General features: G+C 36.2%; 13 protein-coding genes, 1 tRNA gene and 1 pseudogene. 10 read left to right on the forward strand and 5 right to left on the reverse strand.

Features of this window, described 5'->3' with window-relative positions:
- On the forward strand, positions 1–1368 hold the full coding sequence (gene dnaA / locus DQL14_RS00005; RefSeq protein ID WP_108169399.1) for a chromosomal replication initiator protein DnaA: 1368 nt from the start codon (positions 1–3) through the stop codon (positions 1366–1368).
- Positions 1369–1596: 228 nt separating this feature from the next.
- Positions 1597–3036 carry a competence protein gene (locus DQL14_RS00010; RefSeq protein WP_108169400.1) on the forward strand — a complete coding sequence of 480 codons (1440 nt, stop codon included), beginning with the start codon at positions 1597–1599 and terminating at the stop codon, positions 3034–3036.
- Between the two features lie 2 nt (positions 3037–3038).
- On the opposite strand, the gene DQL14_RS00015 is transcribed toward DQL14_RS00010, so the two are convergent.
- Positions 3039–3114 (reverse strand) — tRNA-Phe (locus DQL14_RS00015).
- Positions 3115–3215: 101 nt separating this feature from the next.
- On the opposite strand from DQL14_RS00015, the gene DQL14_RS00020 reads away from it, so the two are divergent.
- On the forward strand, positions 3216–3968 hold the full coding sequence (locus DQL14_RS00020) for an exodeoxyribonuclease III (RefSeq protein WP_108169401.1): 753 nt from the start codon (positions 3216–3218) through the stop codon (positions 3966–3968).
- On the opposite strand, the gene DQL14_RS00025 is transcribed toward DQL14_RS00020, so the two are convergent.
- The gene (locus DQL14_RS00025) at positions 3965–4600 is read right to left on the reverse strand and encodes an outer membrane protein (RefSeq protein WP_108169402.1); all 636 of its coding nucleotides are present in this window, start codon (positions 4598–4600) and stop codon (positions 3965–3967) included. The two genes, DQL14_RS00020 and DQL14_RS00025, sit on opposite strands and share 4 nt — an antisense overlap.
- Before the next feature lie 3 nt (positions 4601–4603).
- The gene (locus tag DQL14_RS00030; protein ID WP_108169403.1) at positions 4604–4951 is read right to left on the reverse strand and encodes a hypothetical protein; all 348 of its coding nucleotides are present in this window, start codon (positions 4949–4951) and stop codon (positions 4604–4606) included.
- A gap of 81 nt (positions 4952–5032) precedes the next feature.
- On the opposite strand from DQL14_RS00030, the gene recG reads away from it, so the two are divergent.
- From recG to DQL14_RS00070, 7 genes and pseudogenes are all read left to right on the forward strand, one after another.
- Positions 5033–6904, forward strand: coding sequence for an ATP-dependent DNA helicase RecG (gene recG / locus DQL14_RS00035; protein ID WP_108169404.1), 1872 nt, complete (start codon positions 5033–5035; stop codon positions 6902–6904).
- Positions 6905–6947: 43 nt separating this feature from the next.
- Positions 6948–8327 (forward strand): site-specific DNA-methyltransferase, encoded by a 1380-nt coding sequence (locus DQL14_RS00040; RefSeq protein ID WP_111735915.1) that lies wholly within the window; start codon positions 6948–6950, stop codon positions 8325–8327.
- The gene (locus DQL14_RS00045) at positions 8324–8911 is read left to right on the forward strand and encodes a site-specific DNA-methyltransferase (protein WP_111735916.1); all 588 of its coding nucleotides are present in this window, start codon (positions 8324–8326) and stop codon (positions 8909–8911) included. The genes DQL14_RS00040 and DQL14_RS00045 overlap by 4 nt, the downstream gene beginning before the upstream one ends.
- Before the next feature lie 2 nt (positions 8912–8913).
- Positions 8914–11823, forward strand: a complete 2910-nt coding sequence (locus DQL14_RS00050; protein ID WP_108169407.1) for a type III restriction-modification system endonuclease — start codon at positions 8914–8916, stop codon at positions 11821–11823.
- Between the two features lie 202 nt (positions 11824–12025).
- On the forward strand, positions 12026–15787 hold the full coding sequence (locus DQL14_RS00055; RefSeq protein WP_108169408.1) for a class I SAM-dependent DNA methyltransferase: 3762 nt from the start codon (positions 12026–12028) through the stop codon (positions 15785–15787).
- Positions 15788–16592: 805 nt separating this feature from the next.
- Entirely contained in the window at positions 16593–17030 is a 438-nt protein-coding gene (locus DQL14_RS00065) for a Panacea domain-containing protein (RefSeq protein ID WP_108169409.1), read from the forward strand.
- Positions 17020–17785, forward strand: a pseudogene (locus DQL14_RS00070) (hypothetical protein). The gene DQL14_RS00065 and the pseudogene DQL14_RS00070 overlap by 11 nt, the downstream one beginning before the upstream one ends.
- 232 nt (positions 17786–18017) lie before the next feature.
- On the opposite strand, the gene nusA reads toward DQL14_RS00070, so the two are convergent.
- The gene (gene nusA / locus DQL14_RS00075; protein WP_108169410.1) at positions 18018–19205 is read right to left on the reverse strand and encodes a transcription termination factor NusA; all 1188 of its coding nucleotides are present in this window, start codon (positions 19203–19205) and stop codon (positions 18018–18020) included.
- A 101-nt stretch (positions 19206–19306) separates the two neighbouring features.
- The gene (locus DQL14_RS00080; protein WP_108169411.1) at positions 19307–20467 is read right to left on the reverse strand and encodes an aminotransferase class V-fold PLP-dependent enzyme; all 1161 of its coding nucleotides are present in this window, start codon (positions 20465–20467) and stop codon (positions 19307–19309) included.
- Positions 20468–20577 lie beyond the last annotated feature (110 nt).

Genomic DNA, 20577 nt, shown 5'->3' on the forward strand with positions numbered 1-20577 from the left:
ATGGATACCAATAACAATATTGAAAAAGAAATCTTGGCGCTAGTCAAACAAAAAGTTAGCCCCATAGAGTATGAAAATTACTTGAGCCAACTCAAATACAACCCTAACGCGAGCAAGAGCGACATTGCCTTTTTTTATGCCCCTAACATGCTCTTATGCAATTGGATTACGGCTAAACACGGCGCGTTGCTTAAAGAAATTTTAAGCCAGAATAAAGTCGGCATGCACTTAGCCCATAGCGTGGATGTGCGTATTGAAGTAGCGCCTAAAATCCAAATTAGCGCCCAATCTAATATCAATTACAAAGCCATAAAAACGAGCGTCAAAGACTCTTACACTTTTGAAAATTTTGTCGTAGGCTCATGCAACAACACCGTTTATGAAATCGCTAAAAAAGTCGCCCAAAGCGATACCCCCCCTTATAACCCGGTGCTTTTTTATGGCGGCACAGGGTTAGGCAAAACGCACATTTTAAACGCTATCGGTAACCATGCCCTAGAAAAACATAAAAAAGTCGTGTTAGTCACTTCAGAAGATTTTTTGACAGACTTTTTAAAGCATTTAGACAACAAAACCATGGATTCTTTTAAAGCAAAATACCGCCATTGCGACTTTTTCTTGTTAGATGACGCTCAATTTTTGCAAGGAAAACCCAAGCTAGAAGAAGAATTTTTCCACACTTTCAACGAATTGCACGCCAACAGCAAACAAATCGTATTGATTTCAGACCGATCGCCTAAAAACATCGCCGGCTTAGAAGATCGCTTAAAATCGCGCTTTGAATGGGGGATAACCGCCAAAGTCATGCCCCCTGATTTAGAAACCAAACTTTCCATTGTCAAACAAAAATGCCAGCTCAATCAAATCACTTTGCCTGAAGAGGTGATGGAATACATCGCCCAACACATCAGCGACAATATCCGCCAAATGGAAGGCGCGATCATTAAAATCAGCGTGAACGCAAACTTAATGAACGCTCCCATTGATTTGAACCTCGCTAAAACCGTTTTAGAAGATTTGCAAAAAGATCATGCCGAAGGCTCAAGCTTAGAAAATATCTTGCTCGCTGTCGCGCAAAGCTTAAATCTCAAATCCAGTGAGATCAAAGTCTCTTCACGCCAAAAAAATGTCGCTCTAGCGAGAAAATTAGTCGTGTATTTCGCCAGGCTTTATACCCCTAACCCCACGCTCTCGCTCGCTCAATTTTTGGATTTAAAGGATCATTCAAGCATTTCTAAAATGTATTCTAGCGTTAAAAAAATGCTTGAAGAAGAAAAAAGCCCTTTTATTTTAAGCCTTAGAGAAGAAATCAAAAACCGCCTGAACGAATTGAACGACAAAAAAACCGCTTTCAATTCAAGTGAATGAAAAAAGGCTTATCAAAAAGCGTTTCATTCACTTTTTTTAAAATCCCACAACCCCCCTAAAAACACGCACCTCTAAAGCTTTTTATTGTTTCATTCCATTCATTCACGCCCCTACTACTGTTACTAATTATTATTAATTAAAGTGTTACCTATCTATAACTTATTGATAACTTTTACTAAACCTTTTTTTAAGATATAATCCAAAAACCAAAAATAAAAAGGAATAAGCATGAAAAAATCCCTTTGTCTGTATTTCTTTCTGACTTTCTCTAACCCTCTTCAAGCCCTTGTAATCGAGCTTTTAGAAGAGATCAAAACTTCACCGCATAAAGGCACTTTTAAGGCTAAAGTCCTTGATTCTAAAGAACCAAGACAAGTTTTAGGCGTTTATAATATCTCCCCACACAAAAAACTCACGCTCACAATCACTCACATATCCACTGCAATTGTCTATCAACCCCTTGATGAAAAATTTTCTTTAGAAACGACCTTAAACCCTAACCGCCCTACTATCCCTAGAAACACCCAAATTGTTTTTTCTTCAAAAGAATTGAAAGAACCGCACTCGCACCAAATGCCTTCTTTAAACGCACCCATGCAAAAACCACAAAACAAGCCCCATTCATCGCAACAATCCCCTCAAAACTTTTCCTACCCAGAGCTCAAACTAGGCTCTAAAAACTCTAAAAACAGCCTTTTACAGCCTTTAGCAATTCCTAGCAAAATAAGCCCCACCAACGAAACTCAAACGCCAACAAACGACACTAAACCCCCTTTAAAGCATTCTTCAGAAGATCAAGAAAACAACCTCTTTATAACGCCACCCACTGAAAAAACGCTCCCTAACAACACCTCTAACGCTGATATTAGTGAAAACAATGAAAATAATGAGAATAAGGATAATGTGGAAAAACAAGCCATTAGAGATCCTAATGTTAAAGAATTTGCGTGCGGGAAGTGGGTCTATGACGATGAAAATTTACAAGCTTATCGCCCAAGCATTTTAAAACGCGTTGATGAAGACAAACAGACTGCGACAGACATTACCCCTTGCGATTACAGCCACGCTGAAAATAAAAGCGGTAAAATCACTACCCCCTATACTAAAATCTCTGTTCATAAAACAGAGCCTTTAGAAGAGCCGCAAACTTTTGAAGCTAAAAACAATTTTACGATTCTTCAAGCCAGAAGTTCTACAGAAAAATGCAAAAGGGCTAGAGCCAGAAAAGACGGCACGACTAGGCAATGCTATCTGATAGAAGAGCCTTTAAAACAAGCGTGGGAGAGTGAGTATGAAATCACCACGCAATTAGTGAAAGCCATTTATGAGCGCCCCAAACAAGACGATCAAGTAGAGCCGACTTTTTATGAAACCAGCGAATTGGCTTATTCTTCCACACGAAAAAGCGAAATAACGAGCAACGAATTGAATTTGAATGAAAAATTCATGGAATTTGTGGAAGTGTATGAGGGGCATTATTTAAACGATATAGTCAAAGAGAGTAGTGAATACAAAGAATGGGTTAAAAACCATGTGCACTTTAAAGAAGGGGTGTGCATGGCCTTAGAAATAGAAGAGCAACCACGAGCTAAAAGCACGCCTTTGAGCATTGAAAACTCTCGTGTGGTGTGTGTCAAAAAGGGGAATTATTTATTCAACGAAGTTTAAGATGGTGGCTTGAGGCGGAATCGAACCACCGACACGAAGATTTTCAGTCTTCTGCTCTACCGACTGAGCTATCAAGCCAAGCAAAAGACAATTATTACATAAAAAAGGTAAAATAAAGCTTAATTTTTAAAAGAATGACTAAAAAGATATAATTTATTCAAAAGGGAACAAGGATTACAATGAAATTGATTTCATGGAATGTGAACGGGTTAAGGGCTTGCATGACTAAGGGCTTTATGGATTTTTTCAATAGCGTTGATGCGGATGTTTTTTGCATTCAAGAATCTAAAATGCAACAAGAACAAAACACCTTTGAATTTAAAGGGTATTTTGATTTTTGGAATTGCGCGATTAAAAAAGGCTATTCTGGGGTGGTAACTTTCACTAAAAAAGAGCCTTTAAGCGTGAACTATGGGATTAATATTGAAGAGCATGACAAAGAGGGGCGCGTAATAACTTGCGAATTTGAGTCGTTTTATTTAGTGAATGTTTATACCCCTAATTCCCAACAAGCCCTATCCAGGCTTAGTTATCGCATGAGTTGGGAAGTGGAATTCAGAAAATTTTTAAAAGCTTTAGAATTGAAAAAACCGGTCATTGTGTGCGGGGATTTGAATGTGGCCCACAATGAAATTGATTTAGAAAACCCTAAAACCAACCGAAAAAACGCGGGCTTTAGCGATGAAGAGAGAGGGAAATTCAGTGAGCTTTTGAACGCCGGTTTTATTGACACTTTCCGTTATTTTTACCCTAACAAAGAAAAGGCTTACACCTGGTGGAGTTATATGCAACAAGCAAGGGATAAAAACATTGGTTGGCGCATTGATTATTTTTTATGCTCTAACCCTTTAAAAACGCGCTTAAAAGACGCTTTAATCTATAAAGATATTTTAGGGAGCGATCATTGCCCGGTGGGGTTGGAATTAGTTTAAAGGTAGAAAGTGTGCGAAATAAAGACAGAAAAAAGCCTTACAAAGGCTGAGTCGTATTCAAAAGCAAAAGGCCATTTGATCCCCACTTCAATACTAGCGTCATGGTGGAATAGCACGGTTTGGAATTTAAACCCCACTAAACCCAACATCCTAAAATTGGAAGTTTTGAGCGAAAACCCTTGAATGCTGCGCCAATCGTCAATAATGAAATTCGCGCTGTGTTTGGAAATCGTCCATGTGTTTTCAGCAACTTGCATGCCATAAAAAAGAGAAAATACATACAAAGGGTTTTTATTGTATTCTACGATCAAATCCCCCCCAAAGCCATAAGTGAACATGTTCGCTTGAGCGCCCGTTCTTTTATTGAGGATGACATTCCCGTAATCCATAAAAAAGTAATAGCGCGAATAAAACCAATAATTAGTGGGGTTAATCTCCCAGCCTAAAGAAAAGCTCGCCCCTTCAATCGTGCGTTTGAGATCGTTGTATTTTTTCATGATCATTTTCCCTACCTGGTATTGAGAAGCCACATAAAAACGGCTTTTAGCTTGCATAAGGGTAGGGCTTAAAAAACAAACGCTTAAAAATAAGGGGGTTACTTTTTTAAATAAATCCTTTGAAAAAAATTTCACACTTTAATACTTCCTGTTGAGTGGGGAGCTGAGATTGTCTTGGTGGTTAGTGGCTCGTTGCAAAACGTTGTTCGTTCTTTTTTGCGAAGGATCAACATTTTCTTCATTATTGATTTCATCAATTTTATTTTCGTTATTAATCAAATCGTTCACTTCTTTGGTGGCTTTTTCATCTTCTTCTTCATGTTCAATTTTTTTTATATCCTTATTCGCTTGATTGATTGGATTGTTTTGAGTGGTTTTAGTGTTGTTTTGGTGCGATTGGGACGATTTTTTAGGCTCGTCTTTGCACGCGCTAAACAGGCTTAAAACAAAAGAGATAGCGATAAAATGAGTGATTTTAGATTTCATCAATTAAATTTCCTTAAGTCAATGTATAATTTGACTATCTTATCATAAAAATGATTAAGGATTGGCTAGGGTAAGAACAAATTGCAAGAAACAGATAACTTATTAAAAACATTGAACGTGAAATCGCTTTTAGAAGCCTTGCTTGTTTATACGCCCAAAGGTTATAAAGATTTAAATTTATTAGAGCGTTTTGAAACGGGCTTGAGCGGCGTTTTAGAAGTGGGTATTTTAGAGAAAAGAAACTACGCCAAAGTTTTAAAGATTTTTGCCTATTCCAAACGATTTTACAAAAATTTAGAGCTTGTTTTTTTCAATTACAGCGCGTTCCATTACAACCAGTTCAAAACCGGCGAGAGTTTGTTCATTTATGGTAAATTAGAGCAAAGCTCTTTTAATCAAGCTTATATCATTAACACGCCTAAAATCCTTACTGAATTTGGAAAAATTTCTTTAATTTTTAAAAAAGTTAAAAATCATAAAAAAATACAAGAAAATTTACAAAAACTCATTTCATTAGAAAATTTAAAAAAGGAAGGCGTTAAAGAAAATATCGCACATTTATTGTTAGAAATCTTTTTCCCCACGCCGCATTTTGTCAAGGATTTTGAAACGAATAAAAATTTCCCTTCACAACATTTAAATGCATTAAAATACATTGAAATGCTTTTTTATATGAAAAATTTAGAGCGCAAAAAATTGCAATTCAGTGCTAAAATCGCATGCCCCAATAACAGCGAACGCTTGAAAGCGTTTATCGCTTCTTTACCTTTTAAGCTCACGCGCGATCAACAAAACGCTATTAAAGAAATCCAAAGCGATCTCACTAGCCCCATAGCGTGCAAGCGTTTGATTATAGGCGATGTGGGGTGTGGGAAAACGATGGTGATTTTAGCGAGCATGGTATTAGCCTACCCTAATAAAACCCTTTTAATGGCGCCCACTTCCATTCTCGCTAAACAGCTTTATAACGAAGCCTTAAAATTTTTACCCCCTTATTTTGAAGTGGAATTATTGCTTGGCGGGAGCCACAAGAAGCGATCCAATCATTTGTTTGAAAAAATCACGCATGTGGTTATCGGCACGCAAGCGTTGTTGTTTGATAAGCGCGATTTGAATGAATTCGCACTAGTGATCACTGATGAACAGCACCGATTTGGCACCAAGCAACGCTACCAATTAGAAAAAATGGCGAGCAGTAAGGGTAATAAACCCCATTCTTTGCAATTTTCCGCTACCCCCATTCCTCGCACGCTCGCCCTAGCCAAAAGCGCGTTTGTGAAAACGACCATGATTAGAGAAATCCCTTATCCTAAAGAGATTGAAACTTTAGTCTTGCATAAAAGAGATTTTAAAATAGTGATGAAAAAAATCAGCGAAGAAATCGCTAAAAACCATCAAGTCATTGTCGTTTATCCATTGGTGAATGAAAGCGAAAAAATCCCGTATTTATCGCTCAGTGAGGGGGCGAGTTTCTGGCAAAAACGCTTTAAAAAGGTTTATACCACTTCAGGGCAAGATAAAAATAAAGAAGAAGTGATTGAAGAATTTAGAGAGTCCGGGAGCATTCTTTTAGCGACTACGCTCATTGAGGTGGGCATTTCTTTACCACGATTGAGCGTGATGGTGATTTTAGCGCCCGAAAGGTTAGGCTTAGCGACTTTACACCAGTTAAGGGGGCGCGTGTCTCGTAACGGCTTGAAAGGCTATTGTTTTTTATGCACGATTCAAGAAGAAAACGAACGATTAGAAAAGTTTGCTGATGAATTAGACGGCTTTAAAATCGCTGAATTGGATTTAGAATACAGAAAAAGCGGGGATTTACTTCAGGGCGGAGAGCAGAGCGGGAATAGTTTTGAATACATTGACTTAGCCAAAGATGAAAGCATTATCGCTGAAGTGAAACGGGATTTTTTAAAGGCTGCCAGCGTTTCACATGGAACATTTGAAAATTAAGGCGGAATTGGGTAATTTAAATCATTTAAAATAAAGGATAGCAATGCAAAATAAAGAAATTGATGAAGAAAAAAGCGTTAATGAAAAAAATGTAGAGGTATTCAATCGTTATTTCCCCGGTTGCTTGAGTATAGAAAATGACAACCAACTCACGCTAGACACAAAAAAATTAAAGGCGTTACTAGGGGATTTTAGCGAAATAAAAGAAGAGGGCTATGGGTTGGATTTTGTGGGTAAGAAAATCGCCTTAAATCAAGCTTTTAAGAAAAACAATAAGATCTTAAAGCCCTTAAACGAATCCACTAGCAAGCACATTCTCATCAAGGGCGATAATTTAGACGCTCTCAAAATCTTAAGACAAAGCTATAGTGAAAAAATCAAAATGATTTACATTGATCCGCCTTACAACACGAAAAACGATAATTTTATCTATAGTGATGATTTCTCGCAATCCAATGAAGAGACTTTAAAAACATTGGATTATTCTAAAGAAAAGCTGGATTATATCAAGAATCTTTTTGGGTCAAAATGCCATAGCGGGTGGCTTAGTTTCATGTATCCTAGATTGTTGCTCGCTAAAGATTTGCTCAAACAAGACGGCGTGATTTTCATCAGCATTGACGATAACGAGTGCGCCCAACTCAAACTTTTATGCGATGAGATTTTTGGGGAGGGGAATTTTGTGGCTGAAATGCCAAGATTAGTTAAAAGAGCAGGAAAATCTACTAATCAAATCGCTAAAAATCATGATTATGTTTTGTGTTATCAAAAGAATAGTATCAATTTTAAACAGATTGATATTGATGAAAACGATTACTCTTTTAAAGATGAATTTTACAATGAAAGAGGTGGGTATAAATTGAATCAAAATTTAGATTACAATTCACTTCAATATAATAAAAAAATGGATTATGAAATTGTAATTGGTAATGAAAAGTTTTATGCTGGCGGATTGGAAACTTATACTGAAAGACAAAAAGGTAATTTTGGAACGATTGATTGGGTTTGGCGTTGGAGCAAAGCGAAATTTGATTTTGGATTAGCTAATGGTTTTATAGAAGTTAAAAATAATAGAATTTATACAAAAACTTACACAAAGGCTAAAATATCTGATAGCAAGCCTTATAAAATAGAATATTTTAACCGCACTAAAAATATTTCAAGTATAGAATTTTTAGATAATAAATACTCTAATGATATGTCAAATAAAAAATTGCAATCAATTTTTAATGTTAAGAATATTTTTGATTATTCTAAACCTGTTGAATTGATAAGTTTTCTCATAGATCAAACTACCGAAAAAGGCGACATCATCTTAGACTTTTTCGCCGGAAGCGGGACAACCGCGCACGCCGTGTTAGAGAGTAATAAGAGCGATTATCAAAAATTAAGTGAGGGGGGGGGGGGTTATTTAATGGCTTGAACGCCGCATTTAAAGAAAGGCGCTTCATTCTCGTCCAGTTAGATGAAAAAATTGATCCCAAGAAAAACAAAAGCGCGCATGATTTTTGTTTAAACACCCTAAAATCACCCTCGCCGAGCATTTTTGACATCACCGAAGAAAGGATTAAAAGAGCGGGGGCTAAAATCAAAGAAGCTTGCGCGCATTTAGATGTGGGGTTTAGAGCGTTTGAAATCATTGATGATGAAACGCATGCGAATGATAAAAATCTCAGTCAAGCCCATCAAAAGGATTTATTCGCTTATTCCAACCCAAAAAAATGGGAAACTCAAACGATTTTAATCAAGCTTTTAGGCTGCGAGGGTTTGGAACTTACTACCCCTATAATTTGCTTGATTGAAAACGCCTTGTATCTGGCTTTAAATACGGCTTTCATTGTGGGGGATATAGAAATGAGTGAGGTTTTAGAAAACTTGAAAGATAAAGGGGTGGAAAAAATCAGCATGTATATGCCAGCTATCAGTAACGACAGGCTGTGTTTGGAATTGGGCAGTAATTTGTTGGATTTGAAATTAGAGAGCGGCGATTTAAAGATTAGGGGGTAGAGGTGAAAATCAAATTCAAACGATTAGACTATCAGGAGCAATGCCGGGACCAAATTTTAGGGGTGTTTAAGGGGATTGATTTTAGAGAGCTAGAAAATGACGCTCAAAGGATTTCTAACCCTATTTTTGAAATAGGGGCGATCAAAGATCTTTTATTAGAAAATATTGAGAATTTGCGATCGAAACAAAAAATAACCCAGGGGAGCGTGGGGATTGACAAGTCGTTAAACTGCGATATTTTAATGGAAACAGGCACCGGGAAGACCTTTTGCTTTTTGGAGTGCGTTTATGCCTTGCACAAAAACTACCATTTGTCAAAATTTATCGTTTTAGTGCCAAGCAACGCCATTAAATTAGGGGTTTTAAAGAGTGTTGAAATCACCAGAGAATTTTTTAAAAGCGAGTATTCTACGCATTTAGAAAGCTATGAAGATATAGAAAGATTCATTTTAGCGAGTAATCACAAATGCTGCGTGTTGGTGATGACTTTTTCCGCCTTTAATAAAGAGAAAAACACTATCAATAAATCATGCCTAGAAAACACGAATCTATTCAATGGTGCAAAAAGTTACATGCAAGCTTTAGCGAGTATGCGCCCCATCGTCATCATGGACGAACCGCACCGATTTTTAGGCGATAAAACAAAAAAATATTTGGAACAATTAAACGCTTTAATCACGCTCAGGTTTGGGGCGACTTTTAAAGATGATTATAATAATCTGATTTACGCGCTAGACAGCAAAAAAGCGTTTGATTGCGCCCTAGTGAAAAGCATCAGCGTGGCGTCTGTGGGGGAGAGTAACGAGTGTTTTTTAGAGCTTAAAGGGGTTGAAAAAAGAAATGGATATGAAGCGGTAATCAACTACACGGATTTAGAAAATAAAACTAAAAGCGTCAAAGTCAAAGAGCATGATAATTTAGGCGTGGTAACTCAAATCAGCGCTTTAGAAGATTACATTGTAGAAAAAATCACTAAAACTGAGATTCGTTTTCTCAATGGCTTTAATTTGTTACTGGATCAAAAAGAGCCTTTTTCTCATCTTTTAGAGGGCGAGCAAGAAGTGATGCTGAAAGAAGCGATAAAAAGCCATTTTGAAAGAGAAGAAGGGCTTTTTAAAAAGGGGATTAAAGCCTTGTGCATGGTGTTTATTAGCGGGGTGAATAGCTATTTAAGCGAGAATGAAAAGCCGGCTAAATTATCCCTTTTATTTGAAAAACTCTACCAGCAAAAGCTTGAAGAAGTTTTAAAAAAGCCTTTAGATGAAAATTATAGAGCGTATTTAGAGCGCACCAAAGACGCTATTTTAAAAGTGCATGGAGGGTATTTTGCTAAAAGCAAGAAAGAGAGCGATGAAGCCCAAGTGATCGCGCTCATTTTAAAAGAAAAAGAAAAATTGCTGAGTTTTGATTCCGATCTCAGGTTTATTTTTTCGCAATGGGCGTTGCAAGAGGGGTGGGATAACCCTAATGTGATGACGATTTGCAAATTAGCCCCTAGCCATTCCAATATTACTAAATTGCAACAAATCGGTAGGGGATTAAGGCTCGCTGTGAATGATAAGGGCGAACGCATCACTAAAGAGCATGCTGATTTTGATTTTGTCAATGAATTGGTGGTGATCGTGCCGCAAGTTGAGGGGGATTTTGTGGGAGCGATCCAGCAAGAGATAAGCGAGCATAGCTTGATTAAACAAGTATTTAGCGCAGAAGAGTTAGAAAAAAGCGGCATGGTTAAAAAAGGGTATTACGGGGTTTTATTTGAAACATTAGATGGTTTGGGTTTTGGAGAAAAAACAGATGATGAAAGCTTTAAACTCACCCTCAATCAAAACGAATTTTTAAAAAAAGAGCCAGAACTTGAAAAATTAAAAGATGAAAAATACCTGAATTTTGAAAAATTAAAAGATTTTTTAAAAGATCGCTTAGTTGGCAATCCTAGAGTTAGGAACAAAAACGAGCGAAAGAGTGAAAAAATCAAAATCAATAAAGAAAATTTTAAAAAATTTGAAACTTTATGGGAGGGTTTGAATCATCAAGCCCGGATCGCTTATGCCATTGACAGCGAGAGCTTGATTGATGAGATTGTCAAAAAGATCAATGCTTCTTTTAAAGTCAGTTCAAAAATCGTTTCGGTTACGACGCATAAAAAAGTAGAAACTATGGGAAATAACGCCAAAACAGAGATTTTTGAGCGAGAAAGCGCATGCGTGTGGAGCTTGCATGAATTTATCAGCGCCTTGTCTAATAAGGTGAAATTGAGTTTTAAAAGCGTGGCTAAAGTGTTGGAAAAAATTGATGAAAACAAGTTTGAGCAAATTAAAAAAAACGAACAGGAGGGCTTAAGGCGGTTAGAAGAGCTGTTTTTGGAAATCATTTATCAAAATATTAAAGATAAAATTTCCTATCAAATGCGCGAAACGACGATTAAAAACAGAAAAAACGATGCGTTTTATGATGAAAAAGGAGAAATCAGAGAGTTTTTAGACGGGAGTTTGGGGGTGGATAAATATGAGATTAAAAATCCAAGCGCGCGAGAAAAATGCCTGTATGAAAATTTCATGCAAGTGGAGAGCGAGATTGAAAAAGACACGATTGAAGAATCTAACGACACTAAAATCATTGTTTTTGGCAAGCTCCCTAGGGTTAAAATCCCGATAGGGTTAAATCAAACTTATAGCCCTGATTTTGGGTATGTGGTTGAAAACAACGATAAAAAAGTGTTGTTAGTGGTAGAAACTAAGGGGGTTGATAAAAAAAGCGAATTACGCCCTGAAGAAGATCGGAAAATTTCAACCGCTAAGAAATTTTTTGAAGCTTTAAAAAAGCAAGGCGTGAATATTGAATACAAAACCAAATTGAGTAATGATCAATTAAGCGCGTTGATTAATGAAATTTTAAATCGTAAAGATTAGAGTTACTTTAATGTTTCACATGGAACAATTTTAAAGAAAAGCGTTTTATTTAAAATTCATGGTGCTTTTGTTACAATCGTTTTTATCCAATTTTAAAGCATTGAAAAGCATTATACTTATAAAAGCGTAGCATTTAAAAACGCTTTTATAAACAACGATAAACTTTTAAAGCATGTGTTTTTAAGCGATGTAAGGAATTAACATGGATTATAAAAAATTAGATTTACCCAACACAAACTACCCAAGTAAAGAGCAACTGGAAGCTTTTAAAACAGCTTTTGACGCCTTTTTAGAAACCAACCCACAAGAAAATGAAAATCACCAAAACGACGCTTTTAATGATTTATTGAAAGGTGTTTTTAAATACAAGGTTAAGCCCACCAAAAGAATAGACAGTGCTATTCTTAATGATAATGGCAAAGTGGAAGTGATCATTGAATTTAAAGCCCTTAAAAACCCCAACGAATTTATTAAAAAGGGTGATTTGAATGTTAAAGCCTTGCATGAAAGCCTTTTCTATTATCTCATAGAAAGAAAAAATGGTAATAACAACCTTAAGCATCTTATCTTAGCCACTATTAAAGAGCTTTATATTATTGATGCGAACGAATTTGAGATTTTTAATAAAGATAAAGAAATTGAAAACGCCTTTAAAAATTGCCACGATAGAAAGGGTAACCATACACGCACAGAAGCGTTTTATGATGTTTGCCAAAAGCACCTTAATGAACTTGATCATTCTTTGAAATACCACCATATCTCTCTCAAAAAAGAAAATTTAGCCCTAATCTATCAAGCCCTAAGCCCTAATTTTTTGCTCAAAATTCCAAAATATTCTGACGCTAACACGCTTAACAAAGATTTTTATGAAGAATTGCTTTACATTTTAGGGTTAGAAGAGCAAAATGATAAAGGGAAAATTTTAATCAAGCCCAGCCGCACCAAAAATTCCCTAAGCGATGCTTTAAAAAAGCAATACAAAAATTTAGATGATGAAGAAGTCATGGCGTTACTCATCGCTTGGAATAACCGCATCTTGTTTTTACGGCTTTTAGAAAGCCTTTTAATCTCGTTCGAGCATTTTGAAAAAGAAAAACATTTCTTAACCACAGAAAACTTTGAAGATTTCAACGCCCTAAACGACCTCTTTTTTGAAGTCCTAGCCAAGAAAAACAGCGAGCGTTTACCAGAGATTAAAGAAAGCAAGATTTTACAAAAAATCCCTTATTTGAATTCCAGTTTGTTTGATAAAACGCCTTTAGAATTAAAGGGGTATGAAATCAAATGGCTTGATAACAAATCTTTAGAGATTTACTCTAAATCCGTTTTTAAAAAACATAAAGATTATCAAAAAGAAAAAGCTTTACCCTTGCTAAAATACCTTTTTAAATTTTTGCGTCTTTATAAATTCACCACCACCCCTAAAGACATTAAAGATAATACCGATACCAGCGAAAGCTGTTTGATTAACCCTAGCGTTTTAGGGCTTGTTTTTGAAAAACTCAACGGCTATAAAGAGGGGAGCTTTTATACCCCAAGCTTCATCACAAGCTACATGTGCAAAGAGAGTATCACGCCCATCGTGCGGGATAAATTCAACGCTATTTATCAGTGGGACTGCGAAAATCTAAAAGCGTTGAAAGGAGAAATAGACAGAAATTTTTCAAATGAAAAAGCTAAAGAATACTTGCAACTCCTTCTCACTTTACGCGTTTGCGACCCGGCGGTGGGGAGCGGGCATTTCTTGGTTTCAGCGCTCAATGAAATGGTGTGGATTGTTTATGAGCTAGGGCTTATTACTTCCTTGCATCGCTACGATCTTAAATTAGAAAACGATGAAATCATCATTCACCACGCACAAACGGGTGAAATCTTTAACTACAAAAAACCGCATAGCGAAAACGACCCCCACCACCACATCCAAAAAGAACTTTTTGAGCTTAAAAAATCCATTATTGAAAACTGCCTTTTTGGCGTGGATATTAACCCCAATTCTTGCGAAATCACCAAGCTCAGGCTATGGATAGAGCTTTTAAAATACAGCTATTATATTTTTGAAGAGGGCAAGAACACTAACGCGCTTGAAACCCTCCCCAACATTGATATTAACATTAAGTGCGCTAACAGCTTGATCTCACGCTTTAGTTTGAATGACGATCTCAAAAAGATCCCCAACATCAAGCAAAAAATCCAAGAATACAAAGATCTAGTCGCCCAATACAAAGACCCAAACCCTCTCTTTCCTTTAAATAAAACAGATCTCACCAACAAAATCCAAGACCTAAAAACCACTTTTTCCCTCACGCTCAAAGACCCTAAAACCAAAGCAGAGCTTGAAAAGGCTATTGAAAAACACATCAAAAAATACAATTTCTTTACCCTAGACGATAAGAGTTTGCTAGATGGGTTAAATTATTTTATCCCAAGCCTTTTTGGCACGCTCAAACTAAGCCCCAAAGAAGAGGAAGAGGCTTTTGCGTCTTATGGGCGTATTAGAGCTTTAAGAAAAAAGCTTGATGATGCCTTGAGTGGTAGAGAGTATCAAAATGCGTTTGAATGGCGCTTTGAATTCCCTGAAGTTTTAGACGATGAGGGGGATTTTTTAGGCTTTGATTGCATCATTGGGAATCCGCCTTATATCCGTCAAGAACAAATCAAAGACTTAAAGCCTTTATTAGAAAAGCAATACCAAGATTTCTATAACAGCACCGCTGACATTTACACCTACTTTTTTGCCCTATCTTACCACCTTTTAAAAGAAAAAGGCTTTAGCGCTTTCATCACTTCTAACAAATACGCGCGAGCCAAATACGGCGCTAAATTAAGGGAATGGCTACTCAAAAAAACCACCATCGTCAGCTACATGGAATTAAACGCCTTAAAAGTCTTTGAGAGCGCTGCAGTGGATACCAGCATCATGAATTTCATCAAACAAACGCCCCCTAAAGAGAACAGCTTTAAATATTACGAACCCACCCCAAACGATAAAGACGATTTGAAAAGCACCCCTTCCCTTTTGATGAAACAAAACGCGCTTTCAACAGAAAGCTTTATTTTTGCCAACGCCACGCTTTTGGATTTGAGGGATAAAATAGAGAGTGTTGGCACCCCGCTTAAAGATTGGGATATTCAAATCAATTACGGGATAAAAACCGGCGCGAACGAAGCCTTTATCATTACCACTGAAAAAAGAGATGAAATCTTGAACGCTTGCAAGACGCAAGAAGAAAGGGAGTGCACAGAGAGGCTTATTAAGCCTATTTTAAGAGGGAAAGACATTAAAAGGTATTCTTATGAGTGGGCGCATTTGTGGGTTATTTTTATACCTTGGCATTTTCCAAACACCGGTAGTCCAAAAGACATGGAACAAAATGAAAAAGATTTTTCTATTCATTATCCTATTATCTATGCTCATTTGCTTTCACATAAAGATGAACTTTTAAAACGCAATAAAGATGAAACCGGAAAGAGATATGAATGGTATTGCTTGCAAAGATGGGCGGCAAGCTATTATCAAGATTTTGAAAAAGAGAAAATTGTGTATGGCGAGATCGTGCAAGAGCCGCGATTTTATTTAGATAATGGAGAATGCGAATTAGGGTATTTTTATGCAGAAGCCACGAGCTTCATTCTCACAGGAGAACATTTGCGCTATCTTTTAGGAATGTTACATTCTAAATTGATCACTTTTGCTTTCAAAACTTTCTATGCTGGTGGAGGACTAGGTGAGAGTGGTTATCGCTATAAAAAGGCTTTTATAGAACGGCTACCCATTCCCCAAATCACCGAAAAAAACCAAGAATTAGCCCGTAAAATCACCGATGGCGCGAAGCAAATCCTAGCGCTAAAAGCAAAAGACCCTAAAGCCAACACCCAAAAGTTAGAAAAAGAAATTGACGCTTTAGTCTATCGGCTCTACAACCTCACCGATGAAGAAATTAAGATCATTGAAGAGGGGCAGTGAATAAAAAGTGCTTATTCTTTGTCTAAGAAACACCCCCCTTTAAAAAAGGGGGACTCTTGAAAAACTATCGTTTGATTTTTAATTCCAAACAAAACCCTAAAAAACTGATTTTTAGGTATAATGTTTCCCAAGAGTATTTACTATGATTTTTTCTCATAGAAGTCTCCTAGACAAACTTTACCCCCTAATCTCTAGCAAAAAAACTAGGGGGTGAAGCGTTATTTTATCCTAATCTTACAAAAACGATTTTTATAAAAGTTGCAAACCACTCATTTAAAATCGCATCGAAAAACTTCACAAGAAATAAAAAACGCTTTACCTTAAAGGAAACCCCTTAAATAGGGGAAACCTTTGGTTTTAATGGGTTTTTTTAACAACGATTTTAACCCTATACTTAAAAAAAGGTATTTTTAAGTATAATACGACCAAAGGCTTTTTACCATGTTTTTTGGACATAGTAATCCTTTGAAGGTAATTTACCCCCTAATCTCTAGTGGAATAAAAATTAGGGGGTGAGCGTTATTTTATCCTAATCTCACAAAAACGATTTTTATAAAAGTTGCAAACCACTCATTTAAAATCGTATTGAAAAACTTTTCTTCCAAATTTTTGAAATTCTATTAAACATTTGTTCAATACCGCAAATTTTTAACTTAAAGCCTGTTTTTAGAGCTTAAGTTATTGGCCTTACTTTTTTCTTGAAAAATATCTTTATAAATAAAGAGATTAAAATCATTGAAAAAGGAATGGTTAGAAAGTTAACAATATTTAGTTAAAATTAGCAAAAACTGACTAGGAGGTATTAATGGTCAATGCTTTGGAGCTAGCAAAATATATTCTTAAGCATTCAAACAAAGAATTGAGCAACTTAGAATTGCAAAAAACTTTGTATTTCACAGAGCTTGACTATATTAAAAAGTTTGACAAACACCTAGTTTCTGATGATTTTGAAGCTTGGAAATATGGGCCTGTTGCAAGAGAAGTGTATTATGAATACCGCAATTATGGTGCCAATTCCATTGACAAACCCAAAGAAGAAACGCTCTCACAAAATCTTAGAGAAGATGAACTTGAAACCATCAATCGCTCCATAGAAAAATGCAACAAAAAATCCTATTGGGATTTAGTGAAAGAGAGTCATAAAGAAGATGGCGCTTGGCATAAAAGCTTCAAAGAAGATAGAAAAGAAATCATTAGCAAAGATTTGATCAAACAAGAAGCCAAACAAGCAAATGGAAACTAAAGAAGAATATAAAGATAAAAAGCTAGAAGAAATTATTGTATTGCTGTGCGAAGAGGGGGATTTGTCTGGTCAAAAAGATCAAATCATCAAAGATCTCAAAGAAATCTATGTAAGGAGAATACAAGCATAAATACTCAAAAATCACAACTATTATTTTAAATTCCACAAGGGATAAAGAGCAAGCCTTTATGACGCTCACACAAAATATAAAGACACTCAAAGAGATTCAAGGTAATAAAGAAGTTGAAAGCATTAAACCAAAATTAGAAAAGCTTTATGATCACATGAATTTAGAGTGTATCAGACTGCAAGATTTTGATGAGAAAATGAGTAGAGTTAAAGATGTTTCTATCAAGTTAGAAGACGATCTAAATAAAAACTATAAAAAATTAAGCGAAGAATTGAATAAGCAACAAACGCAATACATAACCATTTTAGGTATTTTTGCCTCTATTGTTTTAACATTTGTTGGGGGATTGGCATTTTCCACTTCTGTTTTATCAAGTATTGACAAAGCGAACGCCTATCGTTTGGTTTTTGTTATGGCTTTTATAGCTTTATTTTTTGGGAATATTTTGTATCTGCTTTTTTCTTTTTTATCAAAAATATCCTTATCAAAAGAGGAAAAAGATAAACAAGAAAATTTTTTCAAAAAACCCATGTTTTGGTTTAATCTGATGGTTACAATTCTATTTGTGATTGGTTTTGTGGGAGAATTGCATATAATACAGAGATTAGTTTCTAAATATCTTTAAATTCAACCCAACCCATTTTTTGCGTCATTCCAATAAAATTTGATGCAAATCTTTCTTAATTGAGTGTTTTTTTTGCAATTTTGAAAATTTCAATACTCACTCATTGAAAAACCTAAATTATTTCTTTCAAATTTAGCCTTAAGAAATCCAATCACGTGCTTATTTAACACCGCAAGCCTTTTAGCTTAAAGTCCTTTTGATTAAGGACTCAATAAGTTTCACAGAAATCATTTTAATTCTTAAACAAAGACTCTAAAGCTTCTACCCCTACTTTTTGCGTTTCTTTTTCGCTTTCATTTTCTGCGTTTTCTTTCACGCTAGGAATGGTTTCAAACTCTATGTGATAGCCTGTAAGCATGGACGCTAAGCACACATTCACCCCGCCTTTACCGATAGCTTTAGATTTTTCAATGTCTAATAAACGCACTTTAGCCTTTTGCAAATGGTTATTGACGATAAAACGCTCTTGAATGGATTCTTTTTCTTCAGCATTCAATTCTTCTATAGGGATTTTTTTGATTTCAACGCTTAAAATTTTGGCTGGAGCGAGCGCGAGAGTGATATAAATTTCAGGCACATTAGAATACTCTATGCAATCAATGTTTTCTTTATTCAATTCGTTACTGATCGCATTAATGCGCACGCCCTTAACCCCCACAGCCGCGCCTATGGGATCAATCCTAGCGTTATGGGAAAAAAAGCTCACTTTCGCTCTGTTGCCTGGGATTCGCGCGCAATGGATGATTTCAATTTCTTTGTCTTTAATTTCAGGGACTTCTAATTCCAACAAAGCTTCAAGCATTTTAGGGGTGGTGCGGCTCAGCTCTAATAATAAGCCTTTTTTCGTGCGTTTGACTTGCGTTAAAACCGCTTTAATGCTATCGCCCACTTTAAAACTCTCGCCCTTGATGCGATGGCGCATGGAAAGAACGCCCTGAAATTGCTGCTCAATCTCAATAAAGGTGTTTTGGTTGTGATCCACTAAAATCACTTGCCCCATTAAAACGCTGTTAAGGCGCTTTTGAAACGCTTCAAAGTGGCTGTCTTCTAACGCTTTTTCTAACTGGTATTGCAAATCTTTAAAAAGGCGGTTGATCGCTCCTTGCTTCATGCTCTCCAAACTCAAGCTGTAAGACAATTCGTCTTTAATCTTAACGCTTGGATCCATTTCTTTGGCTTTAGACAAACTGATGTATTTAGAAGGGTCGTTAATCAATCTTTCATCATTATCTTCTAAAACTTCTACCAACTGGATAAGCTGGAGCTGCTTGTTTTCTTCAATTACCAAGTAGCGTGCTAGGGGATCTAACTCATTTTGCGCCATTTTTAACAAACAGCCTTGAATCACTTTTGAAATCATCTCTTTAGGCAAATTTTTTTCATACGCAATGCATTCTATAAGATCGCTGATTTTTTCCATTCTTAAGTTCCTTTAAATTGATGTTCTGTCGTTTTCTATCATTCTCTAGCGTTTTGTGGGGGATATGGCATGTTTAAAAGAAATTTTATTATAGCGAATTTTTAAGCTTTATTAAGAATTTCTTCTAAGATTAGAGCGATTTTTTCAAAATCTTTTTCATTCAAGCTAAAGACTTCAAAGCACACAAATTCGCATGAAATTCTTGTAATAACGCCTTTTTGGAAAAGCTTTAAATAAAGTTTCTCACTATTTAAAGCGCGGGTGTTTTTGGGCTGGACTTTCACGCAAAAGGATTCCAATTCTCTATCGGGCAAATTCCCTATTTTAGAAAAGCTAGAGGCTATGCTCACATTCAATTCTAAAGGCTTTAAAAGGGCGTAGAGTTTGAGGGCTTTTTGCAATAAGGCGTCTTTAGTTTGGTTTAATAATGCATGAATTGTAATGTCTTCTTGATGATTGACCCATGCTTTTAGGCTGCAAAAAAGCAAGGTGAGCGTGATTTTATCCACCCTTAAGGCTCTATAAAGGGGGTGGTTTTTTAATATTTCAACCCATTCTTTTTGCCCCATAATAATGCCCGCTTGCGCGCTGTTAAAGAATTTATCCGCGCTAAAGCTTAAAAGCGATGGTTTGAGGGCTAAAATTTCTTCTAAAGCCGCTCTGTTTAACAAATCCACATCCCCTAAATTGTAATAATCAATCAAATCATGCTCTTTAGCCAGAGTTTGTAAATCTTTAAAGGGCGTGTCTTTTTTAAAATGGGGGTTGTGGGTTTTAAAGAGCATTTTGCTGTTTTCATTCAAGGCTAAGCGGTAATCCCTTAAATAAGCGCGATTAATATTCCCCACTAAATGCAGCCTAGCCCCACTACTCAATAAAATATCTTTAAGGTTAAAATTCCCCCCCACTAATTCGCCATAAGAAACAATGATTTCTTTTTCTTGCGCTAAAGCGTTAGCGATGAGGAATACCGCGCTGGTGTTATTATTGACAATTAAAATTTCTTCAGTGCCAAAGCACGCCTTAAAAAGCTGTTTTAAAGGGGTTAAGCGGTTCGTTTTTTTAGCGGTGTTTAGATCGTATTCTAAATCAATGGGTTGGGTTAAAACTTCTTTTAAATAAGGTTCGATTTTTTCATAAAATTGCACACTAAAAAACGATCGCCCATGGCTTTCATCAAAAACGCTCGCGCTCGCATTGATGATTTTTTGATAAGGGTTTTTCAAAAGATCCGGGGTTATTTCAAGCGTTTCTTTAGCCATAGTGGAGCTCGTTTGATTCCTTTTTTGAGAATTGAAATAAAGCGTTATCTTAAACTAAACTCGCTAAATTTTTGATAAAACTACTTTTTTAAGATCCTTAAGAGCATCTT

This window comes from Helicobacter pylori NCTC 11637 = CCUG 17874 = ATCC 43504 = JCM 12093 (assembly GCF_900478295.1).
Classification (GTDB): domain Bacteria; phylum Campylobacterota; class Campylobacteria; order Campylobacterales; family Helicobacteraceae; genus Helicobacter; species Helicobacter pylori.